The 21,765-nt window shown below is 60.1% G+C and carries 21 protein-coding genes and 2 tRNA genes; 9 read left to right on the top strand and 14 right to left on the bottom strand.

Annotation, left to right across the window (positions count from 1 at the left end; all coding sequences use genetic code 11):
• Positions 1-156 precede the first annotated feature (156 nt).
• A complete protein-coding gene (locus ACR0NJ_RS02470; RefSeq protein ID WP_480815538.1) occupies positions 157-1,125 on the bottom strand; it encodes a TAXI family TRAP transporter solute-binding subunit in 969 nt (322 codons plus the stop codon).
• 297 nt (positions 1,126-1,422) lie between these two features.
• Positions 1,423-1,508, bottom strand: a tRNA-Leu gene (locus tag ACR0NJ_RS02465).
• Positions 1,509-1,653: 145 nt separating this feature from the next.
• Between ACR0NJ_RS02465 and ACR0NJ_RS02460 the strand changes: the two genes are divergently transcribed.
• On the top strand, positions 1,654-2,232 hold the full coding sequence (locus ACR0NJ_RS02460) for a YqaA family protein (protein WP_480815537.1): 579 nt from the start codon (positions 1,654-1,656) through the stop codon (positions 2,230-2,232).
• Positions 2,229-2,693: a disulfide bond formation protein B gene (locus tag ACR0NJ_RS02455; protein ID WP_480815536.1), complete on the top strand. Its 465-nt coding sequence runs from the start codon at positions 2,229-2,231 to the stop codon at positions 2,691-2,693. The genes ACR0NJ_RS02460 and ACR0NJ_RS02455 overlap by 4 nt, the downstream gene beginning before the upstream one ends.
• Here the strand turns inward: ACR0NJ_RS02455 and ACR0NJ_RS02450 are convergent.
• Positions 2,690-3,274, bottom strand: a complete 585-nt coding sequence (locus tag ACR0NJ_RS02450; RefSeq protein ID WP_480815535.1) for an HNH endonuclease — start codon at positions 3,272-3,274, stop codon at positions 2,690-2,692. The two genes, ACR0NJ_RS02455 and ACR0NJ_RS02450, sit on opposite strands and share 4 nt — an antisense overlap.
• Before the next feature lie 213 nt (positions 3,275-3,487).
• On the opposite strand from ACR0NJ_RS02450, the gene ACR0NJ_RS02445 reads away from it, so the two are divergent.
• On the top strand, positions 3,488-4,093 hold the full coding sequence (locus ACR0NJ_RS02445; RefSeq protein WP_480815534.1) for an rRNA large subunit pseudouridine synthase E: 606 nt from the start codon (positions 3,488-3,490) through the stop codon (positions 4,091-4,093).
• Positions 4,094-4,125: 32 nt separating this feature from the next.
• The gene (locus ACR0NJ_RS02440) at positions 4,126-4,551 is read left to right on the top strand and encodes a VOC family protein (protein WP_480815533.1); all 426 of its coding nucleotides are present in this window, start codon (positions 4,126-4,128) and stop codon (positions 4,549-4,551) included.
• Here ACR0NJ_RS02440 and ACR0NJ_RS02435 read toward each other — a convergent pair.
• From ACR0NJ_RS02435 to ACR0NJ_RS02425, 3 genes are read right to left on the bottom strand one after another with little or no spacing between them, the layout of a single operon-like run.
• Positions 4,548-5,036, bottom strand: coding sequence for an N-acetyltransferase family protein (locus ACR0NJ_RS02435; RefSeq protein WP_480815532.1), 489 nt, complete (start codon positions 5,034-5,036; stop codon positions 4,548-4,550). The genes ACR0NJ_RS02440 and ACR0NJ_RS02435 overlap by 4 nt on opposite strands.
• A 2-nt stretch (positions 5,037-5,038) precedes the next feature.
• Positions 5,039-5,704: an alpha/beta hydrolase gene (locus ACR0NJ_RS02430; protein WP_480815531.1), complete on the bottom strand. Its 666-nt coding sequence runs from the start codon at positions 5,702-5,704 to the stop codon at positions 5,039-5,041.
• Positions 5,701-6,333, bottom strand: coding sequence for a DNA-3-methyladenine glycosylase family protein (locus ACR0NJ_RS02425; protein ID WP_480815530.1), 633 nt, complete (start codon positions 6,331-6,333; stop codon positions 5,701-5,703). The genes ACR0NJ_RS02430 and ACR0NJ_RS02425 overlap by 4 nt, the downstream gene beginning before the upstream one ends.
• Positions 6,334-6,429: 96 nt before the next feature.
• On the opposite strand from ACR0NJ_RS02425, the gene ACR0NJ_RS02420 reads away from it, so the two are divergent.
• Positions 6,430-7,656, top strand: coding sequence for an MFS transporter (locus ACR0NJ_RS02420; RefSeq protein WP_480815529.1), 1,227 nt, complete (start codon positions 6,430-6,432; stop codon positions 7,654-7,656).
• On the opposite strand, the gene ACR0NJ_RS02415 is transcribed toward ACR0NJ_RS02420, so the two are convergent.
• From ACR0NJ_RS02415 to cysS, 3 genes are read right to left on the bottom strand one after another with little or no spacing between them, the layout of a single operon-like run.
• Positions 7,657-8,439 carry a squalene/phytoene synthase family protein gene (locus ACR0NJ_RS02415; RefSeq protein ID WP_480815528.1) on the bottom strand — a complete coding sequence of 261 codons (783 nt, stop codon included), beginning with the start codon at positions 8,437-8,439 and terminating at the stop codon, positions 7,657-7,659. It abuts the gene before it with no gap.
• A complete protein-coding gene (gene cimA / locus ACR0NJ_RS02410) occupies positions 8,436-10,070 on the bottom strand; it encodes a citramalate synthase (protein ID WP_480815527.1) in 1,635 nt (544 codons plus the stop codon). The genes ACR0NJ_RS02415 and cimA overlap by 4 nt, the downstream gene beginning before the upstream one ends.
• On the bottom strand, positions 10,070-11,467 hold the full coding sequence (gene cysS, locus ACR0NJ_RS02405; RefSeq protein ID WP_480815526.1) for a cysteine--tRNA ligase: 1,398 nt from the start codon (positions 11,465-11,467) through the stop codon (positions 10,070-10,072). Before cysS ends, cimA begins: the two co-directional genes overlap by 1 nt.
• Before the next feature lie 206 nt (positions 11,468-11,673).
• Here cysS and ACR0NJ_RS02400 point away from each other — a divergent pair, with 206 nt between their 5' ends.
• A complete protein-coding gene (locus tag ACR0NJ_RS02400) occupies positions 11,674-12,018 on the top strand; it encodes an MmcQ/YjbR family DNA-binding protein (RefSeq protein WP_480815525.1) in 345 nt (114 codons plus the stop codon).
• Positions 12,019-12,075: 57 nt separating this feature from the next.
• A complete protein-coding gene (locus ACR0NJ_RS02395; protein ID WP_480815524.1) occupies positions 12,076-13,263 on the top strand; it encodes a pyridoxal phosphate-dependent aminotransferase in 1,188 nt (395 codons plus the stop codon).
• Positions 13,264-13,269: 6 nt separating this feature from the next.
• On the opposite strand, the gene ACR0NJ_RS02390 is transcribed toward ACR0NJ_RS02395, so the two are convergent.
• Complete coding sequence (locus ACR0NJ_RS02390) at positions 13,270-13,788, bottom strand: outer membrane protein (RefSeq protein ID WP_480815523.1); 519 nt, start codon at positions 13,786-13,788, stop codon at positions 13,270-13,272.
• A 426-nt stretch (positions 13,789-14,214) separates the two neighbouring features.
• Here ACR0NJ_RS02390 and ACR0NJ_RS02385 point away from each other — a divergent pair, with 426 nt between their 5' ends.
• Positions 14,215-15,759 (top strand): trimethylamine methyltransferase family protein, encoded by a 1,545-nt coding sequence (locus ACR0NJ_RS02385; RefSeq protein WP_480815522.1) that lies wholly within the window; start codon positions 14,215-14,217, stop codon positions 15,757-15,759.
• A gap of 46 nt (positions 15,760-15,805) precedes the next feature.
• Here the strand turns inward: ACR0NJ_RS02385 and ACR0NJ_RS02380 are convergent, their stop codons facing one another.
• Complete coding sequence (locus ACR0NJ_RS02380; protein WP_480815521.1) at positions 15,806-16,051, bottom strand: EF-hand domain-containing protein; 246 nt, start codon at positions 16,049-16,051, stop codon at positions 15,806-15,808.
• Positions 16,052-16,581: 530 nt separating this feature from the next.
• Complete coding sequence (locus ACR0NJ_RS02375; RefSeq protein WP_480815520.1) at positions 16,582-20,199, bottom strand: vitamin B12-dependent ribonucleotide reductase; 3,618 nt, start codon at positions 20,197-20,199, stop codon at positions 16,582-16,584.
• 533 nt (positions 20,200-20,732) lie between these two features.
• Between ACR0NJ_RS02375 and ACR0NJ_RS02370 the strand changes: the two genes are divergently transcribed.
• Positions 20,733-21,170, top strand: coding sequence for a hypothetical protein (locus tag ACR0NJ_RS02370; protein ID WP_480815519.1), 438 nt, complete (start codon positions 20,733-20,735; stop codon positions 21,168-21,170).
• A gap of 6 nt (positions 21,171-21,176) precedes the next feature.
• Here the strand turns inward: ACR0NJ_RS02370 and ACR0NJ_RS02365 are convergent.
• A tRNA-Pro gene (locus ACR0NJ_RS02365) sits at positions 21,177-21,253 on the bottom strand.
• Positions 21,254-21,296: 43 nt separating this feature from the next.
• Entirely contained in the window at positions 21,297-21,764 is a 468-nt protein-coding gene (locus tag ACR0NJ_RS02360; protein WP_480815518.1) for a DUF192 domain-containing protein, read from the bottom strand.
• Position 21,765: the final 1 nt, after the last annotated feature.

The raw sequence follows: 21,765 nt of genomic DNA, 5'->3' as shown, positions 1-21,765 counted from the left end.
TTCGGATAGCGGGCGGTTGGATTGGGTGTCGGAACTCATCTGGCGTCTCCCCGTCGCTCTGCGATCTTGTCGGACCGTTTCGGCCTCATTCTCACCCTCTCCTGCGGGTGCAAAAGGGGCGCGCCCGTCACAGGCGCGCCCCGCATCAGGTCCGGCTTACTGCAGCCAGCCTTTTTCCTTGTAGTACTTCTCGGCACCCGGATGCAGCGGCGCCGACAAACCGTCCGAGATCATCTCTTCCGGCTTCAGGTTGGCAAATGCCGGGTGCAGCTTTTTGAAGTCGTCGAAGTTTTCAAAGACCGAGCTGACAACCGCATAGACCGCATCATCCGACACATCCGCCGAGGTCACAAAGGTCGCGCCCACACCAAAGGTCGTGGTATCCCCGTCCGAGCCGCGATACATGCCACCGGGAATGGTCGCGGTGCGGTAATAGGAATTGCCGTCGATCAGACCCTGGATCGCGTCACCGGTCACGTTCACCAGAACCGAGTCGCACGCGGTAGTGGCTTCCTGGATAGACCCCGACGGGTGACCCACGGTGTAGATCATCGCGTCCAGCTGGTTGTCGCACAGCGCCGCCGACTGCTCGGCCGCTTTCAGTTCCGAAGCCAGTTCGAAATCATCAATGGTCCAGCCCATCGCTTCCAGCACAACATCCATCGTGCCGCGCTGACCCGAGCCCGGGTTACCGATGTTCACGCGCTTGCCCTTGAGGTCCTCAAAGCTGGAAATCCCCGCATCGGCACGCGCCACAACGGTAAAGGGTTCCGGATGCACCGAGAACACCGCCCGCAGATTCTCGAACGCGCCCGCGTCTTCAAACTTCGAGGTGCCGTTATACGCATGGTACTGCCAGTCCGACTGCGCCACACCAAACTCCAGCTCGCCCTCGCGGATGGTGTTGATGTTGTAAACCGACCCACCCGTCGATTCCACCGAACACCGAACCCCATGTTCCTTGCGACCCTTGTTCACCAAACGGCAAATCGCACCACCGGTCGGATAGTAAACACCCGTAACACCACCCGTCCCAATCGTGATAAACTCCTCTGCATACGCAGCAGGCGCTAGAAAAGCAGCCGTGGCGAAGGCGGTGAGGCTGACTTTAACGTTGTTCTTCATTTCTGTTCTCCCTGTCGTCTTTTTTCGGCAGACTTGACGAAAACCGAAGGCAGGCACTTGTGCCGCCCTGGAAACATAAAGCATGTCAGTATCTGATTTTTTCCAAAGTCTCCCAACGAATACGAGGTTTCATTCAGAGACAGCACTTGTCAAGTGTAGCCCCGGCACGCGACAGCAAAAGCCTCAGTTTTGAAGGTATCCGGTGGATTTTCCCCGTCAGCGAAAGGGAAAGGCAACCTGAAGGCGCGCAGTGATCCATGCGAATGTTGAGCCGAAAGATCGAAATAACGCTGGATGTGGTGCCCAAGGAGAGACTCGAACTCTCACGCCCGTGAAGGCGGGGGATTTTGAATCCCCTGCGTCTACCATTCCGCCACTTGGGCCACGATCACTGGATTAGCGCCCAAAAAAGAGAAGGTCCAGAGGCAAAAATAAAGCAGTGAACTGTTTGTTTCCGTGACGGTGGTTGACGGGTCTGCAGGCGCATGGTTTGGCTTGCACGGTTAGAGAACGGGATTTGAGTATCATATGTTACGAGCGCTTTACGATTGGACTATTCGACTAGCCGAACATCCGCATGCCCTTTGGGCGCTGGCGATTGTGGCCTTTATCGAAAGCTCGTTCTTTCCAATTCCCCCTGATGTTCTGATGATCCCGATGATTATTGCGCGGCCTTCCCGCGCCTGGCTGATTGCTGGGGTCGCTCTGGTGGCGTCGGTTCTGGGGGGCTTGCTGGGATACGCCATCGGCGCGTTCGCTTATGAAAGCATCGGTCAACCCATCCTCGAATCCATGGGCAAGGCGCATGCGATGGAGGAGTTCAACACTCGCTTCAACGATTTCGGCTTCTGGGCCGTTCTGGCCGCCGGAGTCACGCCCTTCCCCTACAAGGTCATCACCATCATGTCCGGCTGGACCGGGATGCCGCTTGGTACATTCATCGCGACCTCGATTCTGGCGCGGGCGATGCGGTTCTTTCTGGTGGCTGGTTTGCTGTGGAAATTTGGCGAACCCATCCGGGAATTCATCGAAAAGCGCCTTGGCCTGATGTTCACACTATTCATCATCTTGCTCTTCGGCGGGTTTTTGGTAGTGCGTTACCTATGACAAAACGAACAAGCTATGTGCTGTTGGCCGCCGGGGGATCGGCGGCAATGCTGCTGGGTGCCTTGGCCTTTCAGTATCTGGGCGGGCTGGCGCCCTGCAAGATGTGCATCTGGCAACGTTATCCGCATGGGGCCGCGGTGGTGATTGGGGCTCTGGCCCTGTCTGCGCCACACGTTCGGTTGCTGCCCGCGCTGGGGGCGATGGCCGCGTTGATCACCGCTGGCATCGGCGTGTTTCATGCGGGGGTGGAGCGTAAATGGTGGGAAGGCCCCTCTAGCTGTACGTCGGGCGATATCGGCGGGTTGTCCACGCAAGAGCTGATGGACCAGATCATGTCCGCCCCGCTCGTCCGCTGCGATGACATCCCGTGGGAGATGCTGGGCCTGTCGATGGCGGGATGGAACGCAGTGATTTCCGCCGGTCTGGCCCTGATTTGGATCGCGGCCTGGCGCGCGCGCTAAGCGTCCAGTTCGGCGTCCCAGTACAGGAAGTCGATCCAGCTGTCGTGCAGGTGGTTCGGCGGGAACTTCCGCCCGATATTGCGCAAGGCCTCGGCATCCGGCTGCCGCGGTGGCTTGCGCAGGGTCATCCCGGCCTGTCGCAGCGATTTCGACCCTTTGCGCAGATTGCACGGGCTGCACGCCGCGACCACGTTCTGCCAGCTTGTGACACCGCCGGCGGCACGCGGCACGACATGGTCAAATGTCAGATCACCCCGGCTGCCGCAGTACTGGCAGCAGAACTCATCCCGCAGAAATAAATTAAAGCGCGTGAAGGCCACGCGCTTTCTGGGTTTTACATAGTCTTTCAAAACAACGACCGAGGGTATTCGGATCTCGGTACTCGGGCTTCGAACGACCTCGTCGTACTCGGCCACGATGTCGACCCTGTCCAGCCAGGCGGCCTTGATCGCTTCTTGCCAGGGCCACAGTGACAGCGGGTAATAGGACAAGGGGCGGTAATCGGCATTCAAAACCAACGCCGGGTGATGCTTGAGCGCACCTGGCTCCCTGACAAATTCGGTCCTGAAGTCTCCGTCCATCACAGAATCGCTCCTCGCTCTCAGCTGCCCGTTTGTGACACCAGAGCGGGGAGCACCCGCCCCGGCCTTATGATGACTATATATCGTGGTAAAACTCTGACAAGCCCTGATTTTCCACTATATGTCGCAGACTGGGTACGCCTGTTCCGTAACAAACACGTGACAGTTATCCACAGGTTGCACCTGCTGTACCCTTCGGGCTATGGGCGGGTCATGTCCTGGTTCATTCGCTTCAACAAACCCTTCGACGTGCTGCCGCAATTCACCGACCGCGCGAATGCGGAGTCGCCGCGCAGGACACTGTCGGATTTCATCGACCTGCCCGGCGTCTACCCCGCCGGGCGGCTGGATCGCGACAGCGAGGGGTTGATGCTGCTGACCGATGTGGGTCGGCTGCAGGCGCAGATTTCGGACCCCAGGCACAAGATGGCCAAGACCTATTGGGTGCAGGTCGAGGGCGAGCCCGATGCCGCCGCGCTGAAGGCCTTGCGGGACGGGGTAGAGTTAAAGGACGGCCTGACCCGACCCGCCAAAGTGCGCCAGATCGACGAGCCCGACAGGCTGTGGCCGCGCTCCCCACCGATCCGCGAGCGCAAGACCGTGCCCGACAGTTGGATCGAGTTGACGATACGCGAAGGCAAGAACCGTCAGGTGCGCCGGATGACGGCGGCTGTCGGCCTGCCGACGCTGCGCCTGATCCGCTATCGGATCGGGGATTGGACGCTGGACGATCTGGAGCCGGGTCATTGGGACAGTCTGCCGATGCCTGCGCCAAGCACGGCTCCGCAGCGCAAACGCGACCGACGGGCGAGGCGGTGACACATTAGGCCCTGATCTGATAGACTGGGGCTATGAAAGTCGCGCCCCAAACTCCTGTTCCGTCGGCCATTCTGGAAGCAGCGTTATATGTTGATGATCTGGACGCCGCCGAACGGTTCTATGGCGAAACGCTGGGGTTGGACCGCATTCAACGCGTCGCGGAACGCCATGTATTCTACCGGATCGGCGGTTCCGTTCTGTTGCTGTTCAACGCGGATGAAACGGAGCAACCACCCCAGAACCCGGACCTGCCTGTGCCGCCACACGGCGCACGGGGCGCGGGGCATGTCTGCCTTGTGCTGACACGGGATGAGATCGACCTAATGCGCAAGCACCTGCTGAACTGGAACATTCCCATCGACGCTGAATTCGACTGGCCCAGCGGAGCGCGATCCTTGTACGTGCGCGATCCGGCAGGCAACTCGGTTGAGTTTGCCGAAGCGCACCTGTGGGACTAACACAGCTCGTACCGCTTTGAGATGCGGTTAACCGGGGTGCCATCACGCAGCGGAACGCCGTAAGCGACGGAATAATCCCGAAACCCCATCTTGTCGTAGTAACTCAGGCCCAGAACGTTGTCCGCCCGGATGGTCGCGTTGATCGCCGTTAGCCCCAGTGCACCGGCTGTTTTCACCGTCTCATCGAACAACGCTCGCCCCGCCCCGCGTAGGACGGGGTGGCGGCGGGTGAAGGTTGCGATATCGGCGCAGGTGTCGGGCAAATCTTCGTGGGTTCCCAGCCATTGGAAACCGGCCACGTCGCCCTGATCATCCAGCGCAACGTGGCAGCAAATCTTGTCGGCCCCGTCCAGATAACTCTGCGCAAACAGGATGTCCGAGAACGGGATTTCATGCGCTGTGGTGCCTCCAGCGGCGATGATGTCATTCAGGATGCGGCAGGCCTCGGCCACATCTTCTCGCATCATCGGGCGGACAGCGATCATGGTCACAGGCTCAGCTTGTCGCGCATGAAGGCCAGCGCCACGCTCAGGCCATCGGGGGCGATGCCGTGGCCGGTGCCTTTCATGACATGGGCGTAGACCTCTTTGAACCCTGCGCCCTGCAGAGCCTCGGCGGCTTCGGGCAGCGATTGCGGCGGCACCACGTCGTCCACATCGCCATGCACCAGCAATACGGGCATCCGGCTGACCACTTCGTCGGGCAGTAGATCGGGTTCCAGCAAACGGCCCGAGAAGGCAACGATCCCCGCCACCGGGTCTTCACGGCGCGGGGCCACGTGCAGGCTCATCATCGTACCCTGAGAGAAACCGAACAGCACGACCTGCTCGGGCAGTACGTCTTCGTCGACCATCAGCGCGTCCAGAAAGGCGTTGAAATCCTCGACCGCCATCTCCATGCCCCGGCGCGCCTCTTCCTCGGACGAGCCGTCGATCCATGGGATCGGGAACCACTGAAATCCGTTGGGCATACCGGGGATCTGCTCGGGCGCATCGGGGGCGACGAACAGCGTGTCGGGCAAATGTTCGCCCAGCGGATCGGCCAAACCCAGAAGGTCGGCGCCGTTCGCGCCATAGCCATGCACGAACACCACGACCGAGCGTGTATCGCCCGAAACCGGCTCTTTTCGGAGCGCATTCAAAACTCGAGTCATCTGATCCCTTCTCGTTCCTTGGCCACCCGGTAATAGGCCCACAGCACCCGCGCCGCAACCGATCGCCAGGGCGACCACGCTTCGGCCATCTGGCGCAGCTCTTTGTCCGTGGGGCGCTTGGGCAGATCGTAGAGGATCCGCGCGGCCTCTTGCAGGGCCAGATCGCCAGGCGCGATCACATCCGCACGGCCCAGCGAGAATATGGCGTAGATTTCAGCGGTCCACACGCCGATGCCCGGAACCTCGGTCAGAACTGAAACAACCTCTGCGTCAGAAACGTCGCGCAAGGCTTTGTAATCAATACGTGCTTCGGCCAGCGCCCGGGCATAGCGGATTTTCTGACGGCTCAGCCCCACGGCCCGCAGGTCATCATCCGTGGCCCATATGATCTTGCGCGGCCCAGTCAGTTTCGCGTCTTTCAATCGCTTCCAAATCGCATTGGCCGAGGCCACGCTGACCTGCTGACTGACAATCGCGCTCAGCAACTGGGCAAACCCATCCGGACGGCGGCGCAGGGGCAGCGGGCCGGTCTGATCCATCGCATAAGCCATGCGCGGGCATGCCCCGGCCAGCCATTCGGCCCCTTCGGCAACGCAATCCGGCGTTTCGATGATACGTCCAACGGTCATGCGCTCTCCGCTTTGTGAATTTATCCGCACGTTAGGCGGCTGTGCCGCATATGCAAGCCGCTTGTATGCGGGACTTTTCGCGGCTACCCATGGCGCATGACATTGACCACCGCGACCCCGGACAATTCTCAGGCCAAACGCAACGTTGCGGTTCTGGTTGCGGCGCAGTCCATTCTGGGCGCGCAGATGCCAATGATTTTCATCGTCGGAGGGCTGGCCGGTCAATCCCTTGCCAGCAACCCCTGCCTTGCCACGCTACCGATTTCGCTGATCGTTCTGGGCTCGATGCTGGCGGCCACACCGATCTCGGCCATCATGCAGCGCTGGGGCCGCCGGGCGGGCTTTCTGGTGGGCGCAACCGCAGGGGCCTGTGGTGGACTGGTCGGGGCCTATGGCCTGTATCTGGGGTCCTTCCCGATCTTCCTGCTGGGCAGCCTGCTGACCGGTATCTATATGAGCGCGCACGGCTTCTACCGCTTCGCCGCAGCCGACACGGCGTCCGATGACTTTCGCCCCAAGGCGATCTCTTACGTCATGGCCGGAGGGCTGGCCGCCGCGATCATTGGGCCTCAGATCGTCAAGCTGACCTCGCAGGCCTATGTGATCCCGTTTCTAGGCACCTACCTTGCGGTGATCGCGCTGAACGTCTTCGGCTCGGCCCTGTTCTTTTTCCTCGACATTCCAACGCCGCCCAAACCGACCGAAGACACCCCAAAAGGCCGGACGCGCTTGGAGTTGCTGAAAACGCCGCGCATAGCCGTGGCCATCATCTGCGCCATGGTGTCTTACGCGTTGATGAACCTTGTGATGACCTCGACCCCTCTGGCGGTCGTGGGTTGCGGGTTTTCGGCCAATGATGCGGCGGATGTTGTCACAAGCCACGTTCTGGCGATGTATATCCCCAGCTTCTTTACCGGGCACCTGATCGCGCGGTTCGGGGTAGAGAAGATCGTGGCCCTCGGTCTAGCCATCCTCGCCGGGGCCGGAGTTGTCGCCCTACAAGGGGTCGAGTTAGGCAATTTCTTCGCCGCTCTGATCTTGCTGGGCATTGGCTGGAACTTTGGCTTTATCGGAGCCACCGCCATGCTGGCGGCCTCGCACGAACTTCACGAACGCGGGCGGATGCAGGGCCTGAACGACCTATTGGTGTTTGGCGGAGTAACGGTCGCGTCACTGGCGTCGGGCGGGTTGATGAACTGTTCCGGCGGCTCGCCGGTCGAAGGGTGGACGGCGGTGAATCTAGCCATGATCCCGTTGCTGACATTGGCGGGCGGCGCGTTGCTGTGGCTGGTCCTCAAACCAGCAGACACCAGAACCGCCTGATCACCACCGCCCCGAGGCCGCCATCCACATCAGCGACAATCGTCGGCGCGCCTCGCTTTGGATCAGTGCGCCCGAGGCGACCCGATCGGGTCGCGCGATGGCCTGTCGCAAAATCCACTCGGCCTGCCATCCCACGTACATCGCCGGTCGCGCTTTTCCGGATACGGCATTTCGCTGCGCCCGCGCCCTGATCAAACGCTCAAGTGCCGATTGCGCCAAACTCCGTACGCCCTCAGGCGTGCCATCCAGCAAAGGAATACGCCCCCGGGCCTCAAGTTCGGGAATGGCCCTTAGCCAATTCGCGACGCCAACGCCGTAGCCGAAATCGCGTATAACCTCTTCATCCGCCGTCCCAAAAGCCTGTGTTGCCGCGACCAACAAAGACCCAGAACTGTGGTTGATATACGCGTCGAAATGTGCCTGATCCTCAAACGGATCACGATAGATATCCCAACGTCTTACGGCCACATATTCATCCAGCATAGCCGCCAAATGCGGCGACAACACACGGGACAGAGGCGTCACGACCTCATGCCGCCGCGCCCGCGGACCTTCGGCAATCTCCTGCAGCGCATCGCGCCACCATTGCAGGCGCATCTCGGCGATCATCGCCTCTTGCGTCACCCACGGGGCCCGCGCGACCTCGACATTCAAGGCGTAGATCGGAAACAGGATCGGGCGAGCGGAGACCGGTGCTGCCATGACGGCGAGAAAACGGTCAGGGTCGGCCTTGTGCACCAACGCGGCGCAGGCTTTGACGTCTTCGTCAAAGGAAACACTCACTCGGCTGCAGCCTTTTGCGGGCCGCAATCCCGGACAAGCTTCCACTGGATCGCATCCAGCAGCGCCTCGAACGAGGCGTCCACTATGTTCGCACTGACCCCCACCGTGGACCACCGACGCCCCTGTCCGTCTTCGCTGTCAATGATCACGCGGGTGACGGCCTCGGTGCCGCCCTGCGTTATGCGCACCTTGAAGTCGACCAGATGCATGTCGTCCAGTATCCGCGAATACTGTCCCAGATCCTTTGCCAAAGCCTTGGCCAGGGCGTTCACAGGTCCCCTGTCACTGCCCTGTTCGTCATGCGATTCACTGACCGACAGCTTCTTCTCGCCATCCACCTTCACGACCACGACGGCCTCGGACAGGCTGACCATCTTGTTGTACTTGTTCTTGCGCCGCTCGACCGTCACCTTGTAGCGCTTGACCTCGAAGAACTCGGGCAATTGCCCCAACTCATCCCGCGCCAGCAACTCGAAACTGGCCTGGGCGGTGTCGTAGGAATAGCCCTCGGCCTCGCGCTGTTTGATTCGCTCCAGAATGCGCCCCAGCGCCGGGTCGCCCGCCTCGACCGTCAGCCCCGCTTCGGTCAGGCGCTTGCGCAGGTTCGACTGCCCCGCCTGGTTCGACATCGGAATGATCCGCGCATTGCCGACCGTCGCAGGATCGACATGTTCATAGGTCGACGGGTCCTTGAGGATCGCGCTGGCGTGCAACCCGGCCTTATGCGCAAAGGCCGAAGCCCCCACATAGGCCGACTGCTTGCTGGGCACCCGGTTCAGGATGTCGTCCAACATCCGGCTGATCCGGGTCAGCCCGGCCAATGCATCGGCGCTTACTCCGATCTCAAAGCCCGAAGCATAGGGTTCCTTCAACAACAGCGTCGGGATCAATGCGGTCAGATTGGCATTGCCGCAGCGCTCCCCCAAGCCGTTCAGCGTGCCCTGAATCTGGCGCGCACCGGCATCCACGGCAGCCAGCGAACAGGCCACCGCGTTTTCCGTGTCGTTGTGGGTGTGAATCCCCAGCCGATCACCCGGCAATCCCGCCGCGATCAGGTCCGAGACGATGCGCCCGACCTCAGCCGGCAAGGCCCCACCATTGGTGTCACACAGAACGACCCACCGCGCGCCTGCGTCTAGGGCAGCGCGACAAACCTGCGTGGCGTAGTCGGGATTGTCCCTGTAGCCGTCAAAGAAGTGCTCGGCATCGAACAACGCCTCGCGCCCCTGCGCCACGATATGCGCGACCGAGGCGCGCACGTTTTCGACGTTCTCTTCCAGCGAAATACCCAGCGCATGGGTCACGTGATAATCATGCGACTTACCCACCAGACATACCGCCTGCGTCCCTGCATTCATCACCGCAGCCAGCACATCGTCATTCTCAGCCGATCTGCCAGAACGTTTGGTCATCCCAAACGCGGTCAACCGGGCCGAGGTCTTGGGGGCAGCGTCGAAAAACGCGCTGTCGGTGGGGTTCGCCCCCGGCCATCCGCCTTCGATGTAATCGACCCCCAGCGAGTCCAAAGCCTGCGCGATCTGCACCTTCTCAGCGGTCGAGAACTGCACGCCTTGCGTCTGCTGCCCGTCCCGCAGCGTGGTGTCGTAGAGGTAAAGGCGCTCTTTGCTCATCAGACTTCTTCCAGCTTGGCGGCGTCGAACCCGGTTCCGGGCACCAGCTCGACCCCCTCTTTGCTCATCCGCACCTCAAGCCCGGCGGCAATATACGCGGATTTCAGACGATCCACTTCCGAGAAATCCTTGTTCTGCATCGCCTCTGCCCGCGCACTGGCCAACCGCTCGGCGTGCGAGGTCAAATCCACCGTACCGGTTTCCGCCCAGGCGCCCATCTCTTCCGTCAGCAACCCAAGCACCTGCGCACTGGCCAGCAACACAGACGCATCCCCCTCCGCCGCGATCCGGTGGAGCTCGGCGAGGGCACCCGCCGCATTCAGGTCATCGCCAAGCGCCGCAATCACCGAGGGTGCCGCGCTGGCGGCGGGCTCGATGCCCGCTGTCAGCGCCCGCCACTTGCGCAACGTCGCCTCGGCCTCACGCGCCTTTTTCTCGGTCCAGTCCATCGGCTTGCGATAATGTGTCTGCAGGAAGACAAACCGGATCACCTCGCCCGGCACGCCTTTCTCCAACAGATCGTGCACGGTGAAGAAATTGCCCAGCGATTTGGACATTTTCTTCCCCTCGACCTGCAGCATTTCGTTATGCATCCAGACCTTTGCGAATTCTCCATTCGGATGAGCGCACTGGCTTTGGGCGATCTCATTTTCATGATGCGGGAACATCAGATCGTTGCCGCCACCGTGGATATCGAAACTCTCGCCCAGCAACTCATAGCTCATGGCCGAGCATTCGATATGCCAGCCCGGACGCCCGCGACCCCAAGGACTGTCCCAACCCGGAAGCTCATCCGTCGAGGGCTTCCACAGCACAAAATCCATCGGATTCTTCTTGTAGGGCGCAACCTCAACCCGAGCGCCCGCGATCATGTCGTCGACAGACCGACCCGACAGCTTGCCGTAGTCCTCTTTCCAACTATCGACCGCAAACAGCACATGACCTTCCGCCGCATAGGCATGGCCCTTGGCGATCAGATCCTCAATCATCGCGACCATCTGGTCGATATACTGCGTTGCGCGCGGCATCTCGTTGGGCTCCAGCGCGCCCAAAGCGCCCATATCGTGCAGATACCAGCCAATGGTCTCGTCCGAGCGTTCCTGAACAAGCTGCTCCAACGACCCCTCGGCCCCGGACTGTTTGCGCGCCAGCGCCGTGGCGTTGATCTTGTCATCCACATCGGTGAAATTGCGCACATAGGTCACGTGATCGGTGCCATAGACGTGCCGCAGCAAGCGGTAGAGAACATCGAACACCACCACAGGCCGCGCGTTGCCCAGATGGGCGCGGTCATAAACGGTGGGTCCGCAGACATACATCCGCACGTTTTCGGGATCAATCGGAACGAAATCTTCCTTCGCCCGCGTCCTCGTATTGTGCAGCTTGATGTGTGTCATCGGTCTGGCTCCTAAAGCTTGCGCGTTGGCGCGGGCTTAGCAACTTGTCTCAGAGATGAAAACGAAAGAAACCGGCCCGCTTGATAAATCAGCAGGTAATGCAGCAGATAATGATGCAGCTCATGCGGTTCATGCCCCTCGCTTAGCACGAGACGCGCCCAACGCCAAGGCTTGAGTTCGCGCGCGCCGACCGGCACTCTGCCGCTATGAGCCGTGATGCCGTTAACGCAATCTGCCGCGAGTTGCCCGGGGCCGAGTGGTCGGACCCTTGGGGTGGCGGGCATGATGCATGGAAAATCGGGGGCAAGATGTTTGCCTGTATCGGCACGGCAAATGACGGGGTTTCCGTCAAAACGCCCGATGTCGAAACGGCGCAGATGCTGATTGATGCCGGAATCGCGGTCAAAGCGCCTTACTTCCATCGAAGCTGGGTCCGCCTGCCCTTTGACGCCGACTTGGATGAGTTGCGCCACCGTTTAACCGCCTCCTACGATCTGGTGCGCGGGTCTCTGACCAAGAAACTGCAGGCAACACTGCCGCCGCGAAGCTGATTGACAAATCCGATCTGCGGTGCCCCATTCGGCGGTGACTTTACAAGGGGCTACGGCATGAAATTGTCTCAGCGTATCACTCAGCTTAACGGTGGCGGCAGCGACGGATGGGATGTGTTTTACCGGGCGCGACGTATGGTCAGCGAAGGTCGTGCGGTGACCGAGCTTACCATCGGCGAGCATGATGTGCTGACCGATCCGTCGATCCTCGAAGCGATGGATATGTCGGCCCGCGCCGGGCATACCGGTTACGCGATGGTGCCGGGAACCGATCTTTTGCGCGATACCGTGGCCGCACGGGTTCAGATGCGAACCGGCGTGCCGACGACCCGCAACAACGTCATGATCACCCCCGGCGGCCAGTCCGCGCTGTTCGCGTCACACGTGGCGCTGTGTGACCCGGGCAATGTGGGCCTGTTCCTCGACCCGTTTTACGCCACCTATCCCGGCACGATCCGCGGTGCCGGAGCGGTTGCGCGCGCAGTTCAGACCTCTGCCGCGGACGCGTTTCAGCCGCGCGCTGCGCAGATTGACGCGACCGCAGACGGGGCCGTCTCGCTGTTGATCAACACGCCTAACAATCCGACCGGAGCCGTCTATTCACGCCAAACGCTTGAAGACATTTCCGAAATCTGCCGCAAACGCGATTTGTGGCTCATCTCGGATGAGGTCTATGACACTCAGGTCTGGGAGGGCGAGCACATCTCGCCCCGCACCCTGCCCGGCATGGCTGAACGGACACTGGTGGTTGGCTCCATGTCCAAATCCCATGCCATGACCGGCTCGCGTTGCGGTTGGATCGTCGGCCCAGAGGAGGTCATCGACCATTTGATCAACCTCGCCACGCACACCACCTATGGCGTTCCGGGGTTCATTCAGGATGCGGCCAGTTTCGCGCTGAGTTCGGGTGCGGCACTCGAGGATGACATCGCCGCCCCCTTCCGCCGCCGCCGGTCCCTGGCCGTAAAACTGCTTGAGGCGCAAAACACCGTCGGGCTGGTTCCCGCGCAGGGCGCGATGTATCTGATGCTGGATGTCCGCGCCACGGGCCTGAACGGCGAAGGCTTCGCCAACGCACTGCTCGACGCGCACTCGATCGCCGTGATGCCGGGTGAAAGCTTCGGCAAGGCCGCCGCCGGACATGTTCGCGTTGCGATGACAGTGGATGATGATCGGTTTGCATCTGCCCTGCAAACCCTGTGCGATTTCGCCGCCAAACTGGCCAGCCGTCACGCGGCAGAGTGAGGCGGATCAGAACCGGAACGTGGTGCGCAGGTTAAAGACGTTCGAATCCAGGCTGCCGTTCGAGCGCGTCACATCGTCGAAGTTCTGCCGCAGGGCTTCACCGCTGATGACGAAGTTATCGGTGATCGGATAAGCAACGCCGATCCCATAGACAGCCGCGGTATCGTTATCGACCGACGTATCGGCCCGCGCCGCGCCCACAACCACATATCCCAGCGCCCCGCCGAAATCATACCCACCGCGCAGCTTGACGCTTGTCATGCTGTCCAGACTTCCCTGATTCTGGCTAAGGTTGAGAGACAGGCGGTTGTACTCCAGTTCTCCGCCCAGAACGAAATTGCCGAAATCCCGATCATACCCAAGATGCGCGCCAAAGGCCGTGTCATCGCCGCTGGATCCGGCAGGACCACTGGCGTCAGCATATCCAAAGCTGAACCCGGCGTAGGCCCCTGTCCAATCCTCGGCCAGAGCCGGTGCGGCGCTTGTCACAGCCAGTGCGACAATCAGGGCCGAACAGAGTTTCATACACGTCTCCAAGACACATTGCCCGGGTTTTGGCTGCTTTCGGACATCAGCGAACCAATGTGTCGAACATGGCCTCTAATTCCCAAAATTCAATTAACATCACAGGTTATTCCAAACTAAGTGATCCAACTATAACAGATTTCTTCCTTAACGGAAAAAAAACTCAGACTTTTTCTCAGGTTGCCCGCCGCAACACCGCGTCCCAACAGGTTTTTCGCCTGCAAGTCGCAAACAGAACAGATTGCGACGGTCTGTGCCCGGATACTGAAGGCCAGAAGTTGAGGGCATGTATGCACAACGAAGTCTGGAAAATCCGACTGATCAGCCGCACAATCGGGGCAGATCGGGGCCGTGCTGCGCGTGGGCGTCCGTGCGGGGCATAGCATCTGCCACCCCTAGGACTGCTCAACTATCGGATTTCAGACTATGAACGATCAACCCCGGAACACTTCGCGCAGCGGTGGACGCGCCGCGCGCCGTGCTGCCCGCTCCTCTGCCCTGCCCGAACATCTGCGTCCGGTGCGGCCTGGGCTGAAGGGCGGGACATATAAACCGCTGACCCAACCTCAGGTAGAGCGAATTCATCAGGCTGCGCTGCAGGCGCTTGAAACGATCGGGTTGGCCGACGCCCCCCAAAGCGGCATCGACTATCTGGTCGGTGCGGGCTGTACATTGGGCGATGATGGCCGCATCCGATTCCCCCGGGCTCTGGTTGAGGACACGATTGCCAAAGCAAACCGCTCGGTCACACTGTTCAGCCGCGATGGCCAAACCGATCTGGACCTATCGGGGTCCAAAGTACATTACGGAACGGCCGGGGCCGCCGTCAGCATCGTCGATGTTCATGGTCGCGAATACCGGGATTCGACCGTGCAGGACCTGCACGATGCGTCGCGGATCAGCGATCAGTTGGACAATATCCACTTCGTTCAGCGGCCCATGGTCTGCCGGGATATCCTCGACAATATGGAGATGGACCTGAACACGGTTTACGCTTGCTGTTCAGGGACTTACAAGCATATCGGAACGTCGTTCACCGATCCGAGCTACGTTGCCCCGGCGGTGGAAATGCTGCACATGATCGCGGGTGGCGAGGATAAATGGCGCGCGCGTCCGTTCGTGTCGAACTCGAACTGTTTCGTTGTCCCGCCGATGAAATTCGCGACCGAAAGCTGTCAGGTCATGGAGGAATGCATCAAAGCCGGTATGCCGGTCCTGCTGCTGTCCGCCGGAATGGCCGGGGCCACGGCGCCGTCGACTATTGCGGGCGCGATAACGCAGGCGACGGCGGAATGTCTGGCCGGATTGGTTTATGTAAACGCCGTAAGTCCCGGAGCACCTGCGGTTTTTGGCACATGGCCCTTCGGTCTGGACCTGCGTACGGGGGCCATGTCGGTCGGATCGGGCGAACAGGCGCTATTGAGCGCGGGCTGCGCCCAGATGCACAAGTTTTACAACCTGCCGGGCGGTGCCGCCGCCGGAGCATCGGATTCGAAACTGCCTGACATGCAGGCCGGGTGGGAGCAGATGTGTTCAAACGTCATGACCGGGCTGGCCGGGTTGAACATGGTCTACGAGGCGGCTGGAATGCATGCCTCGCTGCTGGGTTTCTGCCTTGAAAGCCTCATCTTGGGCGACGATCTGATAGGACAGGCGCAGCGCTGCGTCCGGGGGATCGAGGTCAGCGATGAAACGCTGGCGCTGGATCAAATGGCCGAGGTGTGCCTTGGCGGCCCCGGTCACTATCTGGGAACCGACGCGACGCTCAGCCGGATGCAGGCGGATTATGTTTACCCGGCGCTCGGCGACCGTACCTCGCCGAAAGAGTGGGCCGAGTTAGACAAGCCGGATTTGATTGCAAAAGCCACCGCGCGGAAAGAAGAGATTCTGGCGCGTCCGTCAGCGGCCAAATTCGACCCACTTTTGGACGCGGAAATTCGCGGCAGGTTCAACATTCACCTGCCTGCGTAACCCGTTGAAAAAAGGCGGCCCGAACGAGTCCGGGCCGCCGTTTGCGTTAGCCGTTGCTGGGCGGCAGCAAGCCTGCCTCTTGCGCAACGGCAATTTCGTCCGCGTCCAAGGCACCGTCGCCATTCGCGTCCATCGCCGAGAAGCCGTCAGCATCCACATCGGGCAGAACGGCCTGCACTTCCTCAATCGTCAGAACCCCGTCTCCATTTGCGTCGGCTGTGGACTGCGCCGTGGCCAGAGTCGGAAGGGCCGCAATAGCGATGAAAATAGCGGCCAGATTTTGCGGTTTCATTTGTTTGCCTCCTGAATGAGTTTTTGATGTTTGCGTCCGGACAGGCATCACAAACACCCAAGCACCTAGGGCCGTCACCCGTTTTGCGGGATTTCAGAGAAATCGCGCCAATCTTTGCGTGTTTGGCCGAGTCGCATTCGCAACCATCCGCCGCGTGAAATCGGCCTTCGCCCTGTCGGCGGGTCTTACCCGATCCGGCGCAGGTGATCCGGCAAGGCTCTGCCCACGCGTCGCAAAAAGAAAGGGGGCCGAAGCCCCCTGTCAGTTTCGCCATCCAGGCTCATATCGTTGACCGCCCGGTGTTTTTTTGCCTGCGGCCTGGACGTCGTCTGGGACGAGCGCACCCGTCCCCTGAAAGAGTGGGAGGGAGCAAGTATTCCGCCCCACCCTGTTCCCGGCCAACACGGGCATGTCGGCCGAGTGGATCAAGGCGAACTTGGTAAGTCTCGGCGCCTTGATCCGTATTCGTCGGGGTCGGTGCCTGTGGCAGCGATCCGACCCCTGCACCCCGGGTTGCCGGGGCGCTAAACTCAGCTACACCCGCTTGTCGCGCCGCAGGTGTTGCATTTCATGCAGGTGCCGTTGCGCACCAGCGTGTAGTTTCCGCATTCGCCGCAGGGATCACCCTCATACCCTTGCATCTTGGCTTTGGTCCGCGCGTCCATGCCGGTTGCGACGGCGGTTTCCGACTGCGCCTCGAACGGTGCAGCGGGTTCTGCCATGCCGGTCAGATCGGTCTGACCGCCATTGAACACCATCAGGTCTTGCGGCAGGCGTTTGCGTAGATAGCCGGTCGAACTGATTTGTTTCAGCACTTCCAAGGACTTGGTCGCCGCACTTTCACTGATTTCCGAGACGTTCGACAAACCGTCCTCTTCGCCCCGACCCAGATCGTCAAAGGTTGCGCCTTCGGGTTTCACATGCGCCAGATCGGTGCGGTCCAGATAGGACACGGCCAGTTCGCGGAAGATGTAATCCAGGATCGACGTCGCGTTCTTGATCGAGTCGTTGCCCTGCACCATTCCAGCCGGTTCGAACTTGGTGAATGTGAAGGCATCCACGAACTCCTCCAGCGGCACACCGTATTGCAGGCCAACCGACACAGCGATAGCAAAGTTGTTCATCATCGCCCGGAAGCCAGCGCCTTCCTTGTGCATGTCGATGAATATCTCACCCAGCTTGCCGTCTTCGAATTCGCCCGTGCGCAGATAGACCTTGTGGCCGCCCACGATCGCCTTTTGGGTATAGCCCTTGCGACGATGGGGCAGTTTCTCGCGGTGGCTGCGGATCATTTCCTTGACCACAACCTTCTCGATCACCTTCTCGGCCAGAACGACGGCTTTTTCCTGCGTCGAGCCGCTTTCCAGCACCTCCGCCGCCTCGTCGTCATCCTCGACCAGCGCTGCGGCCAGAGGCTGTGACAGTTTCGAGCCATCACGATAGAGCGCATTGGCTTTCACGCCCAGCGACCAGCTGAGTTCATAAGCCTTCTGGCAATCCTCGATGGTCGCATCATTCGGCATGTTGATCGTTTTCGAGATCGCACCCGAGATGAAGCTCTGCGCGGCGGCCATCATGGTGATGTGGCTATCAACCCCAAGGAAACGCTTGCCTTTCTTGCCGCACGGGTTGGCGCAGTCGAAGATCGAATAGTGCTCTTCCTTCAGATGCGGTGCACCTTCCAGCGTCATGGTTCCGCAGACGTGGTCGTTGGCCGCGTCGATATCCGCCTTGGTAAAGCCCAGATGGCGCAGCAGATCGAAGGTCGGGTCATTCAGCTTGGTTGCCGGGATACCCAGAACGCCGGTGCAGAAATCCTCACCCAGCGTCCACTGGTTGAAGACAAACCGGATGTCGAAGGCGCTTTCCAGTGCAACATCCACCTTAGCCAGTTCATTCGGGCCAAAGCCGTGGCCGGTCAGCGAGGTATGGTTGATGCCCGGCGCGTTGCCGATGGTGCCGTGACCGACGGCATATCCCACGATCTCTTCGATCTGCGCCGACGAATAGCCCAGCTTTTCCAGCGCCGACGGCACCGAGCGGTTGATGATCTTGAAGTAACCGCCACCCGCAAGCTTCTTGAACTTGACCAGAGCAAAGTCCGGCTCAATCCCCGTGGTGTCGCAATCCATCACCAGACCAATGGTGCCGGTGGGCGCAATCACAGTGGCCTGCGCGTTACGATAACCGTTTTTCTCACCAAGGCTCAGCGCCTCATCCCAAGCCGACATGGCCAGATCGACCAAGCGCTTGTCCGGGCAGTTGCCGTGGTCCAGAGGCACCGGCTTGACGGCCAGTTTCTCATAACCCGTCGTGACGCCCTGCGACGCGCGGCGGTGGTTGCGGATGACGCGCAGCATGTGATCGGCGTTGCGCTCGTAGCCTTTGAACGCGCCCAGCTCACCGGCGATCTCAGCCGAGGTCGCATAGGCCACACCCGTCATGATCGCGGTCAGCGCGCCACAGATCGCTCGACCCTCATCCGAGTCATAGCTGTAGCCCATATTCATCAGCAGCCCGCCGATGTTGGCATAACCCAGACCCAACGTGCGGAAGTCGTAAGACAACTGCGCGATTTCCTTCGACGGGAACTGCGCCATCGTCACCGAAATTTCCAGCGTCAGGGTCCACAGACGCGAGGCGTGCATATAGTCCGCCGCCTGGAACTCACCATCCTTGAGGAAGGTCAGCAGGTTCATCGACGCCAGGTTACAGGCCGTGTCGTCCAGGAACATATATTCCGAGCACGGGTTCGAGCCGCGAATCTCGCCATCTTCGGGGCATGTGTGCCATTCATTAACGGTATCGTGGAACTGGATGCCCGGATCCGCGCAGGCCCACGCGGCGTGGCCGACCTTTTCCCACAGATCGCGCGCCTTGACGGTCTTGGCGACCTTCCCATCGGTGCGGTTGATAAGTTCCCAATCGGCATCTTTCTCAACGGCAGTCAGGAACGCATTGGTTACACGGATCGAGTTGTTCGAGTTCTGGCCCGAAACCGAGCTATAGGCTTCCGAATCCCAGTCCGTGTCGTAGGTCGGGAACTCGATACTGTCGTGGCCCTGCTTGGCATAGTCCAGCACGCGCTTGATGTAAGTCTCGGGGATCGCGACCTTTTTAGCCTCACGCACCGCGGTCTTCAGCGCGTCGTTCTTGTTCGGGTCATAGGCGTCATCGGCGGACCCATCCCACGAGCGAATGGCCTCGAAAATGCCGTTCAGCATCTTCTCGTGCATCTTCGATCCGGCAACGATTGAGGCCACCTTCTGTTCTTCGAGCACTTTCCATTCGATGAATTGCTCGATATCGGGGTGATCTGCGTCAACGATCACCATCTTCGCTGCTCGACGGGTTGTCCCGCCTGATTTGATCGCGCCAGCAGCGCGGTCGCCGATCTTGAGAAAGCCCATGAGGCCCGAGGACTTGCCGCCACCCGACAACGCTTCTCCTTCCGCGCGCAGATGGCTGAAGTTGGTGCCAGTGCCCGAGCCGTATTTGAACAGGCGCGCCTCGCGCACCCACAGGTCCATGATGCCGCCTTCGTTCACTAGGTCATCATCGACGGACTGGATGAAACACGCGTGCGGCTGCGGATGCTCGTATGCGGATTTCGATTTGGTCAGCTTGCCGGTTTTGTAGTCGACATAGTGGTGCCCTTGCGCCGGGCCATCGATGCCGTAAGCCCAATGCAGACCGGTGTTGAACCACTGCGGCGAGTTCGGTGCGGCGCGCTGGGTCGCCAACATATAGCGCATCTCGTCGAAGTAAGCGCGCGCGTCTTCCTCGGTCGAGAAATAGCCGCCCTTCCAGCCCCAGTAAGCCCATGCACCCGCCAGGCGATCAAACACCTGCTTGGACGAGGTTTCGCCGTCGAATTCAGCGCCTTCTGCGGGAACCGAGCGCCACAGGAATTCGGGAACGTCCTTCTCTTTGACCTTTTTCAGCTTGGACGGAACACCTGCCTTGCGGAAGTACTTTTGCGCGATGACGTCGCTGGCGACCTGGCTCCAGCTTGAGGGGACCTCGATCTCGTCGAGCCGGAACACAATCGTGCCGTCCGGGTTGCGGATTTCGGACGTGGCCGACACGAAATCAAGCTCTGCGTATGCATCCTGCCCTGTCTTAGTAAATTTCCTGTCAATCTTCATGTCCGCCGCCCTATATTCAAAAGCCTTTTGTCCAAGCTTCGAGCCCGAAAATACCGAGCTATCCACCATGCCAAAAATGACGGACGCAGAGGACAGGGCGCTGCCGATAACAGCGCAGAACCGGCTAAGCGGCTGCACGATAGTCTGGTGTGCTTTCCGTCCCTTGCCCTGTGCCCATCCCCGGCTTTTCTACCAGATGTAGTGGAGTCACTTTCGGCTCATACAATCTGGCGTATGAACCCATACAAGGTCAACGGCCTTTTTCAGTCATTTTTGAAATCTTTTCGGTTGACCGGACTATCAGAGTGGAACCGGATTCTTACGGACACGATTCCTCCACAACTTCATCCACGGCAAATTTCCGCCTATTTTCGAGGGTTCCAGATGAAATTGCCGTTTTTACCAGCATAGTTATCAGCGTTTGATCAACCAGTGGCCGACTGGGTAGGCTTGGACAGAATCACTCCAAACCTGGTGCATTGGCGACCCAAAAACCCCGTGCGGTGTGCAAAGAATTGAGGGCAAACAAACAGATGCTGGTATTTCGCTTCATTCCCCTACTGGCTGTTTTAGTGTCCTGTGCACAACAAGATGTGCCGCCTGCGTCACGTAGCGCTGAGTTCGACCAACACCCCAAGCGGTTGTTCGACACCTTCGAAACCGGCTGTTCCGGGCCCGGTGAGTCCTTTCGAAAACTCGGCAACCGAACCTATGAGTGCCGTGAGTTGTTGCCGCCGGACGCGACTGCCTATCTGATTCTGAACTATGACGGCGACCCGCAAGACCTGCCCCAAAGCGTGATGCGCCTGACATCAACAAAGACTGATGGCGGTTATCGGGTGGATGCGCGGCTTTTCTTCGATGTGCCGCAGAGAAACGGTGCGACGGTAGAGGTGCCCGTAGAAAGCGAGGCCGTGGATCAGGCCTTGGGCGCCCTTTACCAGCACATGGGTGGATCACCAGCGTTATAGGAAAAGTGGTCGGGGCGGCAGGATTCGAACCTACGACCCCCTGTACCCAAAACAGGTGCGCTACCAGACTGCGCCACGCCCCGGACCGTGCGCCTTCCTAAACGGGACAATCTGATTTGAAAAGCCCTAACAGGGCCAAATTGCAGGGCCTTGTGAAAAAATCTTATGCCGCATCTGGGTTCCCGGTGTGATCAGATACCGGGCCGCCAGACCTGCGTTGATTTCCAGTACCGCAAAGACCGACTCGCCCCCTTCGATCATGCTCAGATCGCCGGGAATCGCATCGGCATGCACGCGCGTCACCGTCCCGGTGCGGTCCAGAAAAATCATGTCCAGAGGAATCAGAGTGTTCTTCATCCAGAACGCAACCGGTTGCGGTGGGTCGAACACAAACAACATTCCCGAGCGGCTGGGCAGCGATTCCCGAAACATCAGACCACGCGACCGTTCCTGCGGCGTAATCGCAAGCTCAACATCAAACCGGACCTGAGACTTGTCGTTGCGCAGATCAACGCGCCCAGCACTGCAGGCCGCCATTGCACTTCCGGCCCAAAGCACTGAAAGCAGAGCCAGAAGTGTCAGACGCAGCCTCATG

This window comes from Ruegeria sp. F11 (assembly GCF_056533855.1).
The sequence above is the reverse complement of the archived record's forward strand: the minus strand, read 5'-3'. Positions and strand labels throughout refer to the sequence as shown.